Annotated in this window: 18 protein-coding genes and 1 riboswitch; of the genes, 13 read left to right on the top strand and 5 right to left on the bottom strand. The window is 54.0% G+C overall.

Annotated elements, in window-relative coordinates:
• Positions 1-3: 3 nt before the first annotated feature.
• Both G549_RS0109020 and G549_RS0109015 read right to left on the bottom strand, forming a co-directional pair.
• On the bottom strand, positions 4-1,383 hold the full coding sequence (locus tag G549_RS0109020; RefSeq protein ID WP_027834750.1) for a cbb3-type cytochrome c oxidase subunit I: 1,380 nt from the start codon (positions 1,381-1,383) through the stop codon (positions 4-6).
• Between the two features lie 14 nt (positions 1,384-1,397).
• Positions 1,398-1,850, bottom strand: coding sequence for a c-type cytochrome (locus tag G549_RS0109015; protein WP_027834749.1), 453 nt, complete (start codon positions 1,848-1,850; stop codon positions 1,398-1,400).
• Between the two features lie 124 nt (positions 1,851-1,974).
• Between G549_RS0109015 and G549_RS0109010 the strand changes: the two genes are divergently transcribed.
• Together G549_RS0109010 and G549_RS21325 are read left to right on the top strand one after the other, a co-directional pair.
• A complete protein-coding gene (locus G549_RS0109010; RefSeq protein WP_027834748.1) occupies positions 1,975-2,202 on the top strand; it encodes a hypothetical protein in 228 nt (75 codons plus the stop codon).
• A 198-nt stretch (positions 2,203-2,400) separates the two neighbouring features.
• Entirely contained in the window at positions 2,401-4,662 is a 2,262-nt protein-coding gene (locus tag G549_RS21325) for a methyl-accepting chemotaxis protein (protein ID WP_051213579.1), read from the top strand.
• 76 nt (positions 4,663-4,738) lie between these two features.
• Here G549_RS21325 and G549_RS0109000 read toward each other — a convergent pair whose 3' ends face one another.
• Positions 4,739-5,620, bottom strand: a complete 882-nt coding sequence (locus G549_RS0109000) for a sigma-70 family RNA polymerase sigma factor (protein ID WP_027834747.1) — start codon at positions 5,618-5,620, stop codon at positions 4,739-4,741.
• 110 nt (positions 5,621-5,730) lie between these two features.
• On the opposite strand from G549_RS0109000, the gene G549_RS0108995 reads away from it, so the two are divergent.
• The 9 genes from G549_RS0108995 (at position 5,731) to thiD (ending at position 12,855) form a co-directional block, all read left to right on the top strand.
• Complete coding sequence (locus G549_RS0108995; RefSeq protein ID WP_027834746.1) at positions 5,731-6,120, top strand: hypothetical protein; 390 nt, start codon at positions 5,731-5,733, stop codon at positions 6,118-6,120.
• Entirely contained in the window at positions 6,113-6,649 is a 537-nt protein-coding gene (locus G549_RS19690) for a hypothetical protein (RefSeq protein ID WP_210162414.1), read from the top strand. The genes G549_RS0108995 and G549_RS19690 overlap by 8 nt, the downstream gene beginning before the upstream one ends.
• 26 nt (positions 6,650-6,675) lie before the next feature.
• Positions 6,676-6,798: riboswitch (TPP riboswitch) on the top strand.
• A gap of 102 nt (positions 6,799-6,900) precedes the next feature.
• Positions 6,901-8,700 carry a phosphomethylpyrimidine synthase ThiC gene (gene thiC / locus G549_RS0108985; RefSeq protein WP_027834745.1) on the top strand — a complete coding sequence of 600 codons (1,800 nt, stop codon included), beginning with the start codon at positions 6,901-6,903 and terminating at the stop codon, positions 8,698-8,700.
• Positions 8,697-9,647 (top strand): FAD-dependent oxidoreductase, encoded by a 951-nt coding sequence (locus G549_RS0108980; protein ID WP_027834744.1) that lies wholly within the window; start codon positions 8,697-8,699, stop codon positions 9,645-9,647. The genes thiC and G549_RS0108980 overlap by 4 nt, the downstream gene beginning before the upstream one ends.
• Positions 9,635-9,832 carry a sulfur carrier protein ThiS gene (gene thiS / locus G549_RS0108975; RefSeq protein WP_027834743.1) on the top strand — a complete coding sequence of 66 codons (198 nt, stop codon included), beginning with the start codon at positions 9,635-9,637 and terminating at the stop codon, positions 9,830-9,832. The genes G549_RS0108980 and thiS overlap by 13 nt, the downstream gene beginning before the upstream one ends.
• Positions 9,833-9,834: 2 nt before the next feature.
• Complete coding sequence (locus G549_RS0108970; RefSeq protein WP_027834742.1) at positions 9,835-10,602, top strand: thiazole synthase; 768 nt, start codon at positions 9,835-9,837, stop codon at positions 10,600-10,602.
• Positions 10,602-11,192: a thiamine phosphate synthase gene (locus G549_RS0108965; RefSeq protein ID WP_027834741.1), complete on the top strand. Its 591-nt coding sequence runs from the start codon at positions 10,602-10,604 to the stop codon at positions 11,190-11,192. Before G549_RS0108970 ends, G549_RS0108965 begins: the two co-directional genes overlap by 1 nt.
• Positions 11,189-12,154 (top strand): HesA/MoeB/ThiF family protein, encoded by a 966-nt coding sequence (locus tag G549_RS0108960; protein WP_027834740.1) that lies wholly within the window; start codon positions 11,189-11,191, stop codon positions 12,152-12,154. Before G549_RS0108965 ends, G549_RS0108960 begins: the two co-directional genes overlap by 4 nt.
• Positions 12,148-12,855 carry a bifunctional hydroxymethylpyrimidine kinase/phosphomethylpyrimidine kinase gene (thiD, locus tag G549_RS19685; RefSeq protein WP_036221794.1) on the top strand — a complete coding sequence of 236 codons (708 nt, stop codon included), beginning with the start codon at positions 12,148-12,150 and terminating at the stop codon, positions 12,853-12,855. Before G549_RS0108960 ends, thiD begins: the two co-directional genes overlap by 7 nt.
• Here the strand turns inward: thiD and G549_RS0108950 are convergent.
• The gene (locus tag G549_RS0108950; RefSeq protein ID WP_027834739.1) at positions 12,830-13,600 is read right to left on the bottom strand and encodes a beta-keto acid cleavage family enzyme; all 771 of its coding nucleotides are present in this window, start codon (positions 13,598-13,600) and stop codon (positions 12,830-12,832) included. The genes thiD and G549_RS0108950 overlap by 26 nt on opposite strands.
• A complete protein-coding gene (locus G549_RS0108945) occupies positions 13,597-14,922 on the bottom strand; it encodes an aspartate aminotransferase family protein (RefSeq protein WP_027834738.1) in 1,326 nt (441 codons plus the stop codon). The genes G549_RS0108950 and G549_RS0108945 overlap by 4 nt, the downstream gene beginning before the upstream one ends.
• A gap of 136 nt (positions 14,923-15,058) precedes the next feature.
• Here G549_RS0108945 and G549_RS19680 point away from each other — a divergent pair, with 136 nt between their 5' ends.
• Together G549_RS19680 and G549_RS0108935 are read left to right on the top strand one after the other, a co-directional pair.
• Positions 15,059-15,922 (top strand): MurR/RpiR family transcriptional regulator, encoded by an 864-nt coding sequence (locus G549_RS19680; RefSeq protein WP_205468082.1) that lies wholly within the window; start codon positions 15,059-15,061, stop codon positions 15,920-15,922.
• Positions 15,915-16,919 carry a TAXI family TRAP transporter solute-binding subunit gene (locus tag G549_RS0108935; RefSeq protein WP_425462131.1) on the top strand — a complete coding sequence of 335 codons (1,005 nt, stop codon included), beginning with the start codon at positions 15,915-15,917 and terminating at the stop codon, positions 16,917-16,919. Before G549_RS19680 ends, G549_RS0108935 begins: the two co-directional genes overlap by 8 nt.
• The last annotated feature ends 12 nt before the right edge of the window (positions 16,920-16,931 follow it).

The following is a 16,931-nucleotide window of genomic DNA, read 5'->3' as shown; positions in this document are numbered from 1 at the left end:
TGCTTACTCCGCTTTGTCGTTGGCACTGGCCACGACTTTGCCTGGTTTGATGACTTCTTTTTTCGGTACAAAGATCGCGTAGAGGAACAGCAGCACGCCGAGTACAACGGCAACGCCAGCCCCGAAACGCATCCACATGAACAGGGCGATCTCATCTTGCACGCTCATATAGTCTTCGCCGCGTACCCGTTGCAGGTGGGTTTGCACGGTGCCAGCAAAGGTGAGCACGAAGGTCATGAACACCATGCCACCTGACATGAGCCAGAATGACGCCATATTGAGCACCTGATTGTAAGGATCACGGTTTTTCAAAATGGGCATTGCATAGGTCATGATGGCCAAGTTCAGGGCCACATAGGCACCGAAGAAGGCAAGGTGACCGTGCGCTGCAGTGATCTGTGTGCCGTGGGTGTAGAAGTTAACCCCATGCAATGTGTGCAAGAAGCCCCACACGCCAGCGCCGAAGAAGGCGAGGGTGGCACAACCAAGTGACCACAAGAGTGCAGCCTTGTTGGGGTGATCACGACGGCCTTTCCACACCATGACAAAGGCAAACGCCATCATGCCAAAGAATGGGATCACTTCAAGTGAAGAGAAGACTGAGCCGATCCACTGCCAATAGCCGGGAGTGCCGATCCAATAATAGTGGTGGCCTGTGCCCAAAATGCCAGAGAACAAGGCAGTTGCAACGATGACATAGAGCCATTTTTCTACGATCTCACGGTCCACACCTGTCAGTTTGAGCATGAGATAGGCGAGGATTGAAGCCATGATCAGCTCCCAAACGCCTTCCACCCAAAGGTGAACCACATACCACCAATATTGCTTATCAAGCGCCAGGTTTTCTGGGTTGACGAAAGCAAACAGGAACAAGAGTGCGAGACCCCATAGGCCAACGATCAAGATGTTGGCGATGGCTGTTTTGCGGCCTTTCAACACGGTCATGGAAATGTTGTACAAGAAGATGAGTGCGGCAGCGACGATGCCCAGTTTGACCCAGCCGGGTTGCTCCAGGAATTCGCGGCCATCTTTGCCCAACAGCCAGTTGCCTTCAAAAATATTGAAGACATAAGTGATCACCACACCAACGGTGCCGAGAACCAGGATGGCGAGTTGGATATAGGCCAGCAGGGGCGAGTGGATCTCGCGCTCTGCTTCTTCCGGAACCAGAAAATAGGCGGCCCCGAAAAAGCCGGTAATCAACCACACGATCAGGCTGTTGGTGTGCAGCATACGGATAATGTTGAAGGGCAGAATGTCAGACAAGAAATTGGGGATGACATACACCAGACCTGCCAACAGACCGCCGGTGACCTGCACGGCGAAAAGGATCAGCGCGAAAGTGAAATACGCCAATGCGATTTTTTGAGTTTTATATTTCATTGTTCAGCCCTTTCTTAACCGGCATCATTGGGCGGCCAGCCCTGAGTGTCGATTGTGCCTGTCCAGAGCAAAAAGTCTGTCAGGTGCTTTAATTCTTCATCGGTCAAATTGAATTGCGGCATTTGGCGACGGCCTTCGATGCCAGTGGGTTGGGCTTCCATCCACCCTTTGAACACTTCAAAGGCGGTTTCGTGGTCGTCTTGAACGCCCCAGCGCTGCATCACATTGCCCAACTCCGGTGCGAAATAAGCCCCTTCGCCCAAAATTGAGTGGCAGTTGATGCAGGCTTTGACTTCCCAAAGGCGTTTGCCCTTGGCGACGCTTTCAGTCAGCCCAGCGTGATCGGTTGAAACATTCTGAATGTACCAATGAGAGTGGGCAGAAAGACCCACAAAAATCAGGATGAAGAACAAGGACCCGCCATAAAATATATTGCGTGCCGCGTTCTTCGTGAGAACTTCCCGCATGCTTACCTCCTTTTAGAAACGTGCAGATGGAGGCAAATTAGCGATTCAGCTGATTGCTTCTTTGCGCGGGCGCAAAGAAGCAGGCATTTGCTACTGCTAAATTCAAGAAAAATGGAGATTTGGCATGGTGAGCACGCCCGAGAAATTTGATTGGCTTTTTGTGGTTCTATACCCGTTTGTATGGGGTGCCGTGGCGATCAACCTGTTTATGCTCAGCCTTGGCTGGCAAGTTTTCGGCCTGTCCGTGTTGTCGCCCTATCAGGCCATGTTGTTTGCGCTACCGTTTGCTGTGCCTGCCAACTGGCTTTGTTTGCGGTGGGTGCGTGGCCTGATTGCTGAGGCTGAGAAATAGACCGCGCATTTTCATTGGTAGAATGCGCATCGTGTTACCTACCTCGATCTGCTTGCCCCATTTATTTAACATGCGAAAGTAAATTCGTCGGCAATATTGCTATGCTTTGAATAGCAGTGGTGAAAGTCTTGGATTTTTATTCATCCTTAACTCGTCCCGTGGATAATGAATACAATTGTCCATCTAAAGGTTGTCATCATGTTTGCGAAATTTGGGATTAAAGCACGGATTATTGGTGGTTTTGGCACCATAATTGCGTTTCTGGTCGTTGTTAGCGTTGTGGCCTATTGGGGCCTGCAAACGCTTTCAACTGTATCGGACCGCTATCAGCGGACGATCGAGCAGGCAGGTGAGGTCAGCGATTATGTCGCGGACTATCACCAGATGGTTCTCTCCATCCAAAAATATTCGTCTGCGCCCACGCCCGCTTTAGCGCAGGAGGCGCGTGTTTGGATTGATGATGTGGCCACAAATGATCCTGACGGTGTCGCAAAGTTCGACAATCTGCCCGTCGCCATGGCCGAAATTGAAGCCATTGAGGTTTCTGCTGCGAACCTGCGTGATGTTTTTGATACAATTATTCTTTTGGAAGAGCAGCGCGCTGAAACCTTGACGCAGCTGGGCGAGGCAACCAACAGCCTTTCTCAAACTTCCAAGGCTATGTCTGAAACGACGAACTTGGCCTTTATGCCGGCCCTTGCCGCTGCGGTGAGCCAAGCGGCCACCCAAGTCAGCCAGTTGCAAATGTTGGGTTACCGTTATTTGCAGACCGCGGACGAGGCCATTTTTGCTGAATTTGATGCACAAGCAGGGGCAACCGTTCAAACTTTTGATAAGCTGATTGCTTCTGATGGTGATGGACCATTGGGTGAAAAACTAGCGGCAGTATCCAACAGCGTTAAAACTTACCGCGAGTTGATGGCACAAAGCCGCGATCTGACGTTGACGATTGATGAGTTGGCCGCACAGGATATGCAGTCTTACGCTGATCAACTGGCGGCGAGTTATGCTGAGCTGACAACTGTTTTGCGCCAAAGCCAAGATGCGCTTGGTCCGGTTGCCAAAGCCACAGCGCAAAATGCTACAATCATTGTTTTGGCGGTTGGCATTTTGGCTACCCTTTTAGGTGCAGTTTTGGCCTTTGCCACAGGCAATTGGTTGACCCGCACAATTTCCAACATGTCCGACAATATGGAGCGATTGGCCAAGGGCGAATTTGATGTGGATCTAAGTGATGCACCACAGTCAAATGAACTCGGTTTGATGGCGCGTGCGCTTGAAACTTTCCGGTCTAACGGGCTGGAAATGCGTCAGCTGGATGAAGAAAAAGAACAGACGCAAGCCCGCGATCGTCGCGAGCAAGAGGTGCGCAACGCCTTGCAAAATGAAGTGCGCCGCGTGGTTTCTGCTGCAGTGTCTGGCGACTTCTCTCAGCGAATTGAGGGGCACTATGACCAGGAAGACTTGAGCCAATTGGCCGCTGCGGTCAACTCTTTGGTGGAAACGGTGGACCGTGGGTTGGATGAAACCGGTGAAGTGTTGGCGGCGCTGGCACAAACTGACCTCACCAAGCGGGTGAATGGCCAATATGAAGGGGCGTTCAACAAGCTGAAAATGGACACCAACCAAGTGGCTGATAGGCTTGCAGAAATTGTTGGCCGCTTGCGCCGGACCTCAGGTGGGGTGAAGCAGGCCACAGGCGAAATTCTTGCAGGTGCCAATGATTTGAGTGAACGTACAACCAAGCAAGCCGCTACCATTGAAGAAACGTCGGCCGCGATCGAGCAATTGGCCAACACAGTGTTGGAAAATGCGCGGCGCGCGGATGATGTGTCGGCCAAATCGCGGCAAGTGAGCGAAGAAGCCACGGCTGGTGGCGAGGTGATGGAACAAGCGAACGCTGCCATGGAGCAGATCAAAAGCTCATCTGCCAAGATTTCAAATATCATCGGCATGATTGACGATATCGCCTTCCAAACCAATTTGCTGGCCTTGAACGCTTCAGTTGAAGCTGCCCGAGCTGGCGAAGCGGGCAAAGGTTTTGCGGTTGTGGCGGTTGAGGTGCGGCGCTTGGCGCAATCTGCCGCGGAGGCTTCGAATGAGGTGAAAGCCCTGATCGAGCAAAGCGCGACAGAGGTTCAAGGCGGTTCTGATTTGGTGGAATCAGCTGCCGAACGCCTGCGTCATATGCTTGCTGCGGTGAAAGAAAACGATTCGCTGATCGAGGGGATTGCCCGCGACAGTAAGGAACAGGCCTCAGCGATTGAAGAGGTGAATGTTGCCGTACGTGAAATGGACACCATGACGCAACATAATGCCGCGTTGGTGGAAGAAACCAATGCCGCAATTGAGCAAACAGAAGCGCAGGCTAATGAGTTGGATGGAATCGTCGAACTGTTCAGAACGGAAGATGCGATGTCTTTCTCTGAGGAAGCGCTTGATGAAGGCTTTGCCGCATAGTTCTGGCAAAGATGCCTAAATTGATTGAGCCGCGTCTGCCTACAAGTGGACGCGGCTTTTTTGTGTTTTAGGACGTTTAGTTAAACGTCAAATGGCCCAATTTTTCAGGATTTCGCAGAATATAGAATTCGGCAATTTTTCCATCTGGTGACCATGAGAATGACCATACTTGCAAATCTCCGACCTCATCAACGACCAGCAGACCAGGCGTGCCATTGATGCTGGTGAGCTTGATATCTTCAGGGCCGGGACGGCCATATTTGTTGGCCACCCCAAAGAAGAACCGCATAATTTTTTCGCGCCCATAGATCGGCAAAAGGGTGGCAGATTTTAGTCCGCCGCCGTCGGTGACCAATACGGCATCTTCCGCGATGAATTGGACAAAATCGTCAATTTCACCGGTTTTGAGTGCCGTCATAAACGAGTTCACCAGCGGTTGGTTTGTGGGTGTGGGCAAGGTTTCTTCGCCTTCGCTGCGCACTTTTTGACGGGCGCGGGAGGCCAGTTTGCGGCAGGAGGCTTCGGAACGCTCAAGTGTTTTGGCGATTTCATCAAAGGGCAGATCAAACACATCATGCAACAAAAAGGCGGCGCGTTCGGCTGCGGATAGTTTTTCCAAGGTCAGCATCAGCGCATATGAGATGTCGTCGGCTTTCTCGCTCATTTGATCTGGCGCATCTGCCGTTTCGGTCACCAAGGGTTCTGGTAGCCAAGAGCCGACATAGTTGGTCCGTTTGACCTTGGCCGACCTGAGATAGTCGAGCGACAGGCGGGTGATGATGGTGGTGAGAAAAGCCTGCGGGTTGTCGATGTTGGCCAAGTCCACATTGTTCCAACGCACAAAGCTGTCCTGCACCATATCTTCTGCATCGGCCACCGAGCCAAGCATGCGATAGGCCAAAGCAAACAAGCGTTTGCGTTCAACTTCAAAAATCTCGGTTCTGTTTTGGTCCTGCATCGGGCCCTCCTGTTCTAAGAGGTAGACGGTTGGGCTTTAAAAAATGTGACCGAACTCGGTCACATTTCCAAGCGCTATTTCGTCTGGTCTTCAAAATACAGGAGATAAAGATGACGCGAACACTTCAATGGTTGCTTGTGGGCTGGTTTCTCATGCTGGCGGTCTGGATGTTTTTCAGCCCGATGAGTTGGTATCAAATCACGCCCGGCGTGAAAGAAATGGGGCCGTTTAACATGCATTTTGTGATGGATCTTGGCTTGGTGTTTTTCGCCAGCGCCGCGGCCATGGCCTACGGGCTATACAGGCACGATAAGACCGCAATTGTATGCGGGGCGTTCTGGCCGGTTTTACACGCCACTTTTCATATTTTTATTTGGTTTCAACGCGGTGTGCCGCTCGATCTGATTGCCTTCAGCAATCTGTTTGGCATTCAACTGCCCGCTTGGGCCGCACTGTTTCTCGCTTTCAAACATCCAAATCGGAGAGTCCAAAATGCTTAAATCGATTTTACACAGCAGCACCCGCAAATTTGAAGATCAATATGGCTATGATGGCGGCTATATGCACCAGATTATCAATGTGTCCAATGGGGCAGGGTTGCGGCTTGGGTTGTTGCCATTGCTCAGCCAATATCGCGGCCCAAAAAAAGCAAAAGATATTTGGGCGGGGGCGGCGCTGGCCTCCACAATGGATGGGGATTGCGGCTCCTGTGCGCAACTAATTGTCGATCAGGCAATTGAGTTGGGGGTGAACCCGATGGAGTTGGAAGCATGTGCTACGGGCAACGCCCGCACCGACACCGATTGTGGCCTTGGGTTTTTGTTTGCACAAAATGCTATTGTAGGCGGGCCGGACATTTTGGATTTACGGGCTGAGATCGTGCAGCGATATGGCGAAGAGGCGGCTGTTGCTGCCAGTTTTGCCGCCGCGTGTGGACGGGTTTACCCGGTGTTGAAACGGGCAACGGGCAATGTGGATGCCTGTGCGATTTTGCGTTTTGGACCCGCCGCGGAAAATGCCCCCGCTTGACAGAAACTGAGAACAGCGCTACCCCAAAAGAACTGCAGGGGGGTCCCGCCTAGGGGACTGAGAGGCTGACAGAATAGCAATATTCGGTGACGCGACCCTTTGAACCTGACCCAGTTGATACTGGCGTAGGAAGCGAAAATTTGCGGCACCGAACTAGGGTCGTGATATCTTTGTTGAGGGGATTAGTCCCTTCGTTTCCAGCCATAATTCTTCTGGTGTCTTTTTGAGTTTAGAACTTAAGGAGCGCCAAAATGGATTTGCCTAATCCCAAAATTACCGAAGACCAACTGCCCGCATCTCGCAAAATTTATGTTGAGAGCGAACGCTTTGATGATGTGCGTGTGCCCATGCGCGAAATTTCAGTCCACCCGACAGCGGGCGAGCCGCCCTTGCCGGTTTATGACAGTTCCGGGCCGTACACTGATCCGAATTTCACGGCGGATATTCAAACCGGGCTGCCGCAATTGCGGCGCAAATGGATTGAAGCACGGGGCGATGTGGAGACCTATCAGGGCCGCGATATTCAACCCGCTGACAATGGCTTTGTGGAAGGAGATCGGTTAACGCCTGAATTTCCGGTGAAACCGCAGCCGTTGCGGGCGATCGATGACAAAGCGGTGACCCAGCTTGCCTATGCGCGGCAGGGCATTGTGACGCCGGAAATGGAATTTATCGCCATTCGTGAAAATCAGTTGCGCGAAGCGATCAAAGAAGAACGCGATGGCGAGGATTGGGGCGCAAACATCCCCGATTATGTGACGGCTGAATTTGTGCGGGATGAAGTGGCCGCGGGCCGCGCCATCATCCCGGCCAATATCAACCACCCTGAATGTGAGCCAATGATTATTGGCCGCAATTTTCTGGTGAAAATCAACGCCAATATGGGCACCTCTGCGGTCACCTCGTCGATGGAAGAAGAGGTGGACAAGATGGTCTGGGCGATCCGCTGGGGTGCGGATACGGTGATGGATCTTTCCACGGGCCGCAATATTCACAATACGCGGGAATGGATTATCCGCAATTCGCCGGTGCCTATTGGCACGGTGCCGATTTATCAGGCGCTGGAAAAGGTGAATGGCATTGCTGAAGACCTGACATGGGAAGTGTTCCGCGACACACTGATCGAGCAGGCCGAGCAGGGGGTGGATTATTTCACCATCCATGCGGGCGTGCGCTTGCATATGGTGCCGATGACGGTGAACCGGGTAACCGGGATCGTCTCACGCGGTGGATCGATCATGGCCAAATGGTGCCTGCACCATCACAAAGAGAGCTTCCTTTACGAGCATTTTGACGAGATTTGCGATATTTGCCGCGCTTATGATGTGAGCTTTTCACTGGGTGATGGCTTGCGTCCTGGTTCGATTGCGGATGCGAATGACGAAGCACAATTTGCTGAGTTGGAAACGCTGGGTGAACTGACCAAAATCGCCTGGGCGAAAGATTGTCAGGTGATGATTGAGGGGCCGGGCCATGTGGCCATGCACAAGATCAAGGAAAATATGGACAAGCAATTGGAGTGTTGCCATGAGGCGCCGTTCTATACGCTTGGGCCACTGACCACTGATATTGCGCCGGGCTATGATCATATCACTTCTGGCATCGGGGCGGCGATGATCGGCTGGTTTGGCTGTGCCATGCTCTGCTATGTGACGCCGAAAGAACATTTGGGTCTGCCCAATCGGGATGATGTGAAAACTGGGGTGATCACCTATAAGATTGCCGCCCATGCAGCGGATTTGGCCAAGGGGCTGCCCGGGGCGCAGCGGCGCGATGATGCGCTGAGCCGGGCGCGGTTTGAGTTCCGGTGGGAAGATCAGTTCAACTTGTCACTGGACCCAGATACGGCGCGCGATTTCCATGACCAGACCTTGCCAAAAGAGGCGCATAAGGTGGCGCATTTCTGCTCCATGTGCGGGCCGAAATTCTGCTCCATGCGGATCAGCCACGATATTCGCGCTGAGGCACAGAAGGAAGGCATGGAAGCTATGGCGGAGAAATTCCGCGAAGGCGGCGATCTTTATATGCCGATCAAGGAGCCGGGCGAATGATCACGATTGCCGGGGCCGGGGTTGCCGGCCTTTGCGTCGCGCTGGAATTGGCGCGGCGCGGGCATCAGGTGACCGTTTTTGAACAGGGCGAAAGCCTTGAACTCAATCAAAGCTCGCATTTGGCCGGGGGCATGTTGGCCCCGTGGTGCGAAAAGGTGAGTGCGCCGGAAGATGTGGTGCGGCTTGGCGCCGGGGCCGCCGAATGGTGGGCCAAAGTGACCGAGGTGCAGCGTACCGGCACATTGGTGGTGGCCCCGCCGCGTGATCAAGCCGAATTGCGCCAGTTTGCTAGTCGTACCGAAAAATATGAGCAGCTTGGGGACAACCGGATCGCGGATCTGGAGCCGGACCTTGCGGGCCGCTTCTCCAAGGCGTTGTTTTTTGATCAGGAGTGTCATTTAGACCCGCGGCAAGCGCGGCAGGATTTGGTGCGGCAGATTGAAGAACTGGGCAGTGAGGTGCGGTTTGGCGAGCCTGCGCCCGAGCGCATCGATATTGATTGTCGCGGCGGTGCCGTCGATTTGCCGGAGCTGCGCATGGTGCGCGGTGAAATGGTGATGCTGGAGTGTCCAGACGTTACGATCACCCGCACCGTGCGCCTGTTGCATCCGCGTATTCCGATCTATCTGGTGCCGCGTGGCAACGGCATTTACATGCTGGGGGCGACGATGGTGGAGAGCGATTCATGGCGGGCGATCAGTGTGCGGTCTGCATTGGAATTGTTGGGCGCGGCCTTTGCGCTGCATCCCGGCTTTGGCGAGGCCAGCGTGATTGAAACCGGCGTCGGTTTGCGCCCGGCCTTTCCTGACAATCTGCCGCGCATCATCAAGCGGGACGAGACCTATCATCTGAATGGATTTTACCGACATGGCTATTTGCTTGCGCCCGCGATGGCGCAGCAATTGGCCGATCAGTTTGAGCAGGAGCAAATGAAATGCGCATCCTAGTCAATGGCGAAGCGACAGAGGTCAACGCAGTCAATATTGCCGCAGCGCTGGACGAGTTGTCCTATGAAGGTGAGGCGCTGGCCACGGCATTAAATGGTCAGTTTGTGGCCCGTGAGCAGCGGCAGGAGACCGTGTTGCAGGCGGGGGATCAGCTCGAAATTCTTGCCCCGATGCAGGGAGGCTGATCATGGAGCTTTATGGCGAAGAGATCGGCTCGCGCTTGCTGTTGGGCACAGCGCAATATCCGTCGCCGCAGATATTGGCGGAGGCGGTGAAGGCCTCTGGCACAGAGATCATCACTGTGTCTCTGCGCCGCGAAGGTGCGGACGGGGCGGGCACTGGCTTTTGGCAATTGATCAAAGCGCTTGGCGTCAAGATTTTGCCCAACACGGCGGGGTGCCACACAGCGAAGGAAGCCGTGACCACGGCGCAGATGGCGCGGGAAGTGTTTGGCACCAACTGGATCAAGCTGGAGGTGATCGGTCATAGCGATAATCTGCAACCGGATGTGTTCGGCTTGGTTGAGGCGGCGCGGATTTTAAGCGATGAGGGCTTTCAGGTGTTTCCTTACACCACCGATGATCTGGTGGTGGGCGAGAAATTGCTGGAAGCAGGCTGCGAGATTCTGATGCCTTGGGGTGCCCCTATCGGTTCCGGTCAGGGTTTGCGCAATCCGGATGCGTTGCGCGCGATGCGGGCGCATTTTCCAAATGTGCCGCTGATTGTCGATGCCGGAATTGGACGTCCCTCTGATGCGTGCATGGCGATGGAGCTGGGTATGGATGCGGTGTTGTTGAACACGGCGGTTGCGAAGGCAGGAGACCCGGCCTTGATGGGGGCGGCCATAGCGAAGTCGGTTGAGGCTGGGCGCAAGGGCTTTGCTGCGCAAATGATGGAACGGCGCGATATGGCTGTGCCCTCCACGCCCATTTTGGGCATGGCGGTGTTTGACTGATGGAAAAATTCTATTTGATCGTCGGCCACGTGGATTGGATCGCCCGTTTGGTGCCTTTGGGCGTGAAGCTGGTGCAATTGCGGATTAAAGACACGCCGATAGATGAGGTGCGGGCGCAAATCCGCCGCGCCAAGCAGATTTGTGATGCCCATGGCTGCCGGTTGATTGTGAATGATTACTGGCAGATCGCGATCGACGAACATTGCGACTTTGTGCATTTGGGGCAGGAGGATATGGACGAGGCGGATTTTGCGGTCATTCGTGCTGCAAATATCCGCTTTGGGCTTTCTACCCATGATGAAGGCGAGTTGGATCGGGCGTTGTCGTTCAACCCTGCTTATGTGGCATTAGGCCCTGTTTATCCGACCATATTGAAGAAAATGAAATGGGCGCCACAGGGGCTGGAGCGGGTGACGCGCTGGAAGCAGATGGTGGGCGATGTGCCGCTGGTGGGCATTGGCGGGCTGAGTGTGGAACGTGCGCCGGGCGTGTTGGCGGCGGGCGCTGACAGTGTGGCTGTGGTCACCGATATTCAGTTTGCGGACAACCCGGAGGCGCGGACGCGGGAATGGATCAAGACATGTTCATGACGCGCTATCAACGGCAAATGCATCTGCCTGAAGTCGGGCGCGATGGCCAAGCGAAACTGGCGCGAGCTCATGTGCTGGTGGTGGGGGCGGGGGGCCTTGGGTCGCCCGTGTTGCACTATCTGGCCGGTGCCGGGGTGGGCAGTTTGACGATTGTTGATCCGGATTGCGTTGAGGAAAGCAATCTGCATCGGCAGCCCCTGTTTGAAACCAAAGATATTGGCGCGTTTAAAGCCAAGCGAGCGCGGGATCAACTTTTGGCGCGCAATCCTTATATTGTGGTGCAGGCGATTGCTGAGGCGTTGACGCCGGACAATGCGGAATCTTTGGTGGCGGACGCGGATATTGTGGTGGATGCGGCGGATAGTTTCGCGGTGTCTTATATCTTGTCGGATCAATGCTTGGCGCAGAAAAAGCCAATGATTTCTGCGTCCGTGCTCGGGCAGGCGGGATATGCGGGCGGCTTTTGCGGCGGTGCGCCGAGTTTGCGGGCCGTGTTCCCGGACCTGCCAACACAAGCGGCCAACTGCGCCACGGCCGGGGTGCTTGGCCCGGTGGTGGGCATGATCGGGGCGATGCAGGCCCAAATGGTGTTGGCGGTGCTGCTGGGGCAAAGCCCGTCGCCCTTGGGGCAGATGGTGCGCATGGATGCGCGGAACCTTAGCTTTTCGAGCTTTAGCTTTTTGGGGGCGGCAGAGCCGTCAGCTGTTTGGCCGTTTTTGGGGCGTGATGGGGTGCGGTGTGATGATCTGGTGTTCGACCTTCGGGGTGAAGGTGAAGCGCCAGAGATGATCATGGTGCAGGCGCAGCGGCGGCAGATTGATGGGCTGGCAGGGGCTGATTTTCCTGACGATCAGCGTTTGGTGTTGGCCTGCCACACCGGGTTGCGGGCATGGCGCGGGGCCAAGCAATTGCAGGCGCAGGGGCACAAGAATTTGGCACTGATGGCGGCCTGTGCATGTTGAAACCCCATAGCATATTGGTGATTGCCGGGACGGACAGCAGCGGCGGCGCTGGCTTGTCGCGGGATGTCGCTGTGGCGACCGAATTGGGGTTTGCGGTGAAGCCTGCGGTGACTGCGGTGACAGTGCAAAGTAATGCTGCGGTTCGGCGTGTCGAACTTATCGAGGCTGACTTGGTGAAGGCGCAAATTGCAGCAGCATTGGAGGATGATGCGCCTGCGGCTGTCAAAATTGGGATGTTGGGCGATGGAGCCGTGGTGGGGGCCGTTGCGGATGCCCTTCAAGGGCGCGATTTGCCGATTGTACTTGATCCGGTTATTGCCTCAAGTTCCGGGGCGCAACTTCTTTCGGATGACGGCATCGTGGCGATGAAAGAACGCCTGTTGCCGTTAGTTACACTGGTCACGCCCAATCTGCCTGAGGCTGAGATTTTGGGGGTTGAGCGGTTGCATAACTCATGCCGTGCCGTGTTGCTGAAAGGTGGGCATGGGGAGGGCGATGTGCTGCGGGATGTGCTGATGCTCAGCCAATGTGAGACTGTATTTACGGCACAAACGCAGGCATTTACCCCGCGTGGCACCGGGTGCACCCTGTCGACCGCGATTGCCTGCGGCTTGGCGGACGGGCTGGCGCTGGCGGCGGCAATACGGCAGGCGCATCACTATGTGCAGAATTGGATCAGTGGGCTGCAAGCAAGCGATTGAGCAGGGTTACCCGCTCGGCATTGTCCTTCGCCACGCTGCCATCTGGATTGAGCTCATTGTTTTCAAAGCCAACGCGCATTTTGCCGCCCAATTGATGTGCGCGGATGAGGCAATCGGTTTCGCCCTGTCCAAAGGCGCAGACGGCCCAATCAGCGATCATTTCAATTTCAGCAAGGCGGTGCAGAAACGGAGTCAGCATCGACGGATCGCTCTGCTGATCGCTGGTATATCGGCCCAATACGAAGAGCAATTGGATGTTTTCGCGACTGATATTGTGGTCAATGCAGATGTGATAGAGCGCGGCAAGATCGTTGGTGTCATAAAGGATATGTTGCACCGCGACACCGTTTTCCTGCGCCCATAGATAAAGCTCTGCGGCGGCCTTTTGGTCGCCGGTGGAGAGCAGTTCTTTGGTTGAAATTGAAACAGATTTTGGCCGAACTTGTTTCACCAGCTCGATTTGCGCGAGGGGCTGATAGAGGCCAACCGCTTCGGTGGTGATTTGAACCTGCATTTTCGGCACTGCGATTCGTAGTTCCGCGAGCAGTTCTTTATAGAGGCCTGCGTCCAGAATATGTTGTTGATCCGCATCGCGCAGATGGGCGTGCAGCCCATCTGCTCCGGCTTCGAAGCAGGCTTTTGCGGTCTGCACCGTTTCTTCAATGGTCACGGGCAGTGCCGGGTGATCTTGTTTGGTTTTGCGGGCCCCGTTGGGGGCCACCATCAGGCGCGGCAACGGAATCATGCGGCAAAAACCTGATCAAATGTTTGGCCCAGCTTGTCGATCAGTTCGCCGATCTGATCATCCGTGATGATAAAGGATGGCGCCAACAGGATATGATCGCCGGAAATGCCATCTTTTGTGCCATTGCCGGGATAGATCATCAGTCCGTTTTCCATGGCTTTTTGCTTTAGATGCGCGTGGATTTTACGCGCCGGATCAAACGGCTCCTTGGTTTCTCTATCCTCGACAATTTCAACGCCGATAAACAGGCCACGCCCACGAATATCGCCAACATAGGGATGGTCACCGAAACGGTCTTGTAGTGCAGCCTTGAATTTTACACCCATTTGTTTGGATCGGTCGACCAGCCCGTCCTGGGTTAGACGGTGCAAAACTGCATTTGCCGCAGCGGCGGCCATGGGGTGGCCCAAATAGGTGTGGCCGTTTTTAAAATAGCCCGCGCCATCGCGGATGGTGTCGGCAATTTCACCTGTGCAGAGCATGGCTCCGATGGGTTGATAGCCAGCCCCTAAGCCTTTGGCGATGCCCATAATATCTGGGGCGACGCCATCTTGTTCACATGCGAACAGGGTGCCGGTGCGGCCCATGCCGCACATCACTTCGTCAAGGATGAGCAGGATGCCATATTGGTCGCAGATTTCGCGGATGCGTTTGAAATATCCTTCAACCGCTGGCACAGCGCCGGCGGTTGCGCCGACCACAGGTTCGGCCACAAATGCCATGACGCTTTCCGGGCCGAGCCGCAAGATTTCGGTTTCCAATTCGTTGGCGGCGCGCTTGCCATAATATTCGACGCTCTCATTTGGCGCGCGGTGACGATATTCGTAGCACGGAGAAATGTGGAAGGTTTCAAACAGCATGGGGGCGTAGGGCGCGCGCCGCCATTTGTTGCCGCCAGTTGCCAGGGCGCCCAGTGTATTGCCATGATAGCTTTGCTGTCGGGCGATTACCTTATGGCGGTGGGGCTCGCCCTTATCGATGAAATATTGCCGCGCCAATTTAAGCGCAGATTCCATCGCTTCGGAGCCGCCGGACACCAGATAGACTTTGTCGAGATCGCCCGGCGCATACGTAATCAGGTTTTCTGCAAGTGTTTCGGCGGGCGCGGACGTGAAGAAGCCCGTGTGCGCGTATGCAAGTTTATCGAGTTGGTCGCGCATGGCCTGTTTGACAAATTCGTCTGAGTGCCCAAGGCAGGACACGGCTGCGCCACCGCACCCATCCAGATATCGTTTGCCATTCTGATCGATCAGATAGGCGCCATCGCCGGCAACGGCTTCTAAGGGTATTTGGGTAGATGTGCGGTGAAAAATTTTGCTCATTGGTCGATCTTTTGATGAATATTGGCTACTAATTTTGTAACTTAATATTTGAAACATATGTTTTGAGACTTGACAATCCATGAAACAAATGAAAAATTTTTGTTGCAAAGAGGGATTTCAAGCGAGGACAATTGCAGTGGTTCAATTTGAGGAACGACTGGCGGCTGAATATGGCGCTTTGAGCAAACAGCTCAAAGCTGCGGCCGACTATATTGTCAAGAACCAGGTTGATACGGCAACGCGATCCCTTCGATCCATCTCAGAATCCAGTGACATTTCGCCCGCAACCTATTCGCGGTTGGCGCGGGCGCTTGGTTTTTCAAATTATGAAGAATTGCGTGAAATGTTGCGTGGTGCGCTTGGGCGCAGCGTCAGCAATATGACCGATAAGGCGTCACAGTTGCAGGCGGAAGCTGAAATGGGCGATTGCACCCCATTTTTGAACAAGCAGTCGGCGGCCTGTGCGGCCAATATCGGGCAGTTGACGCAAAATATTCCGCAGGATCGATTGCAGAAGGCGGTGCGCTATTTGAGCAATGCCCGCAACGTGTTGCTGCTTGGGTCGCTGAGTTCAACTGGGATTGTGGAATATATGGCTTATCTGGCCAACTATTTCACCTCCAATTGGCGCATCGCTGGCCGGGCAGGCGCATCGCTTGGGGCAGAAATTTCTGCACTCAACAAAAATGATGTTTTGTTGGTTGTCACAAAACCACCATTTGCGCGGCGCACCATAGAAGGTGTGCGGGCGGCTGTGCGCATGGGCGCGAAGGTGATTGTGATTACGGACACCCATTCTTGCCCCGTGCTGGCGGAAGCCGACACTGGGTTTATTGTGGCGACAGACAGCCCACAATTTTTCTCATCCTACGCGGCAACCATCGTGCTGATCGAAACGATCATCGGGATGCTTGTGGCGGGATCAGGCAAGGCGGCGAAACAACGTATTTTCGAAGTCGAATGCCTTAATCAACAGTTCGGGGAAACCTGGAATGCGTAAAACTAGTCTAACTTTAAAGGGAGGTCTTATGAATAAGTACCTTAAAACTTTTGCCGTTGCGGCAATTGCTGGCGCTATGGTTGTGCCAACTGCTCAAGCTGAGGAGTTTGTGACCATCGGTACCGGCGGTGTTACCGGCGTTTACTACCCAACAGGTGGTGCGATTTGTCGTTTGGTCAATAAAGGCCGCAAAGATCACGGCATCCGCTGTTCAGTAGAATCTACAGGCGGTTCTGTTTACAACATCAACACCATTCGCGAAGGCGAGTTGGAATTTGGTGTGGCTCAGTCTGACTGGCAATATCACGCCTATAACGGCACATCACGCTTTGAAGAAGCTGGTCCGTTTGAAGAGCTGCGCGCTGTATTCTCTGTGCACCCAGAGCCTTTCACCGTTGTGGCACGTGCCGATTCTGGCGTGACAAACTTTGACGACCTCAAAGGCAAGCGCGTGAACATTGGTAACCCAGGTTCAGGCCAACGCGGCACTATGGAAGTGTTGATGGAAGCCAAAGGCTGGACAATGGATGATTTCGAGTTGGCCACAGAGTTGAAAGCAGCCGAACAGTCTGCTGCCCTTTGTGATAACCAAATCGACGCGATGGTTTACACCGTTGGTCACCCATCCGGTTCAATCCAGGAAGCCACAACTTCATGTGATTCAGTGTTGGTGAATGTTGACGGTGAAGCTGTAACTGGCTTGATCAATGACAATTCATTCTACCGGACAGCAACCATTCCTGGTGGCATGTATCGCGGCAATGATGAAGACACATCAACATTTGGTGTCGGCGCAACATTTGTGACCTCAACCAACGTGTCTGAAGAAGCTGTGTACACAGTTGTTAAATCAGTTTTCGAAAACTTCGATGACTTCAAACAGCTGCACCCTGCTTTTGCAAATCTTGATCCTCAAGAAATGGCAACTGCTGGCCTTTCAGCACCATTGCATGATGGCGCCGCGAAATATTATCGCGAACAAGGCTGGATTGAATAAGTCATACTTATC

This window comes from Maritalea myrionectae DSM 19524 (assembly GCF_000423365.1).
GTDB classification, from domain to species: domain Bacteria; phylum Pseudomonadota; class Alphaproteobacteria; order Rhizobiales; family Devosiaceae; genus Maritalea; species Maritalea myrionectae.
This window is presented reverse-complemented; position numbering and strand designations above follow the sequence as displayed.

Bases quoted from the DNA above. Each gene is read 5' to 3' on its own strand.
- G549_RS0108950 (WP_027834739.1), bottom strand. From the start codon at position 13,600: ATGATTCCGTTGCCGCGCCTGATGGTGGCCCCCAACGGGGCCCGCAAA.
- G549_RS0109015 (WP_027834749.1), bottom strand. From the start codon at position 1,850: ATGCGGGAAGTTCTCACGAAGAACGCGGCACGCAATATATTTTATGGC.
- G549_RS0109000 (WP_027834747.1), bottom strand. From the start codon at position 5,620: ATGCAGGACCAAAACAGAACCGAGATTTTTGAAGTTGAACGCAAACGC.
- G549_RS0108970 (WP_027834742.1), top strand. From the start codon at position 9,835: ATGGAGCTTTATGGCGAAGAGATCGGCTCGCGCTTGCTGTTGGGCACA.
- G549_RS0108945 (WP_027834738.1), bottom strand. From the start codon at position 14,922: ATGAGCAAAATTTTTCACCGCACATCTACCCAAATACCCTTAGAAGCC.
- G549_RS0108980 (WP_027834744.1), top strand. From the start codon at position 8,697: ATGATCACGATTGCCGGGGCCGGGGTTGCCGGCCTTTGCGTCGCGCTG.
- G549_RS0108935 (WP_425462131.1), top strand. From the start codon at position 15,915: ATGCGTAAAACTAGTCTAACTTTAAAGGGAGGTCTTATGAATAAGTAC.
- G549_RS0108995 (WP_027834746.1), top strand. From the start codon at position 5,731: ATGACGCGAACACTTCAATGGTTGCTTGTGGGCTGGTTTCTCATGCTG.
- thiS (WP_027834743.1), top strand. From the start codon at position 9,635: ATGCGCATCCTAGTCAATGGCGAAGCGACAGAGGTCAACGCAGTCAAT.
- G549_RS0109020 (WP_027834750.1), bottom strand. From the start codon at position 1,383: ATGAAATATAAAACTCAAAAAATCGCATTGGCGTATTTCACTTTCGCG.
- thiD (WP_036221794.1), top strand. From the start codon at position 12,148: ATGTTGAAACCCCATAGCATATTGGTGATTGCCGGGACGGACAGCAGC.
- G549_RS0109010 (WP_027834748.1), top strand. From the start codon at position 1,975: ATGGTGAGCACGCCCGAGAAATTTGATTGGCTTTTTGTGGTTCTATAC.
- G549_RS0108965 (WP_027834741.1), top strand. From the start codon at position 10,602: ATGGAAAAATTCTATTTGATCGTCGGCCACGTGGATTGGATCGCCCGT.
- G549_RS0108960 (WP_027834740.1), top strand. From the start codon at position 11,189: ATGACGCGCTATCAACGGCAAATGCATCTGCCTGAAGTCGGGCGCGAT.
- thiC (WP_027834745.1), top strand. From the start codon at position 6,901: ATGGATTTGCCTAATCCCAAAATTACCGAAGACCAACTGCCCGCATCT.
- G549_RS21325 (WP_051213579.1), top strand. From the start codon at position 2,401: ATGTTTGCGAAATTTGGGATTAAAGCACGGATTATTGGTGGTTTTGGC.
- G549_RS19690 (WP_210162414.1), top strand. From the start codon at position 6,113: ATGCTTAAATCGATTTTACACAGCAGCACCCGCAAATTTGAAGATCAA.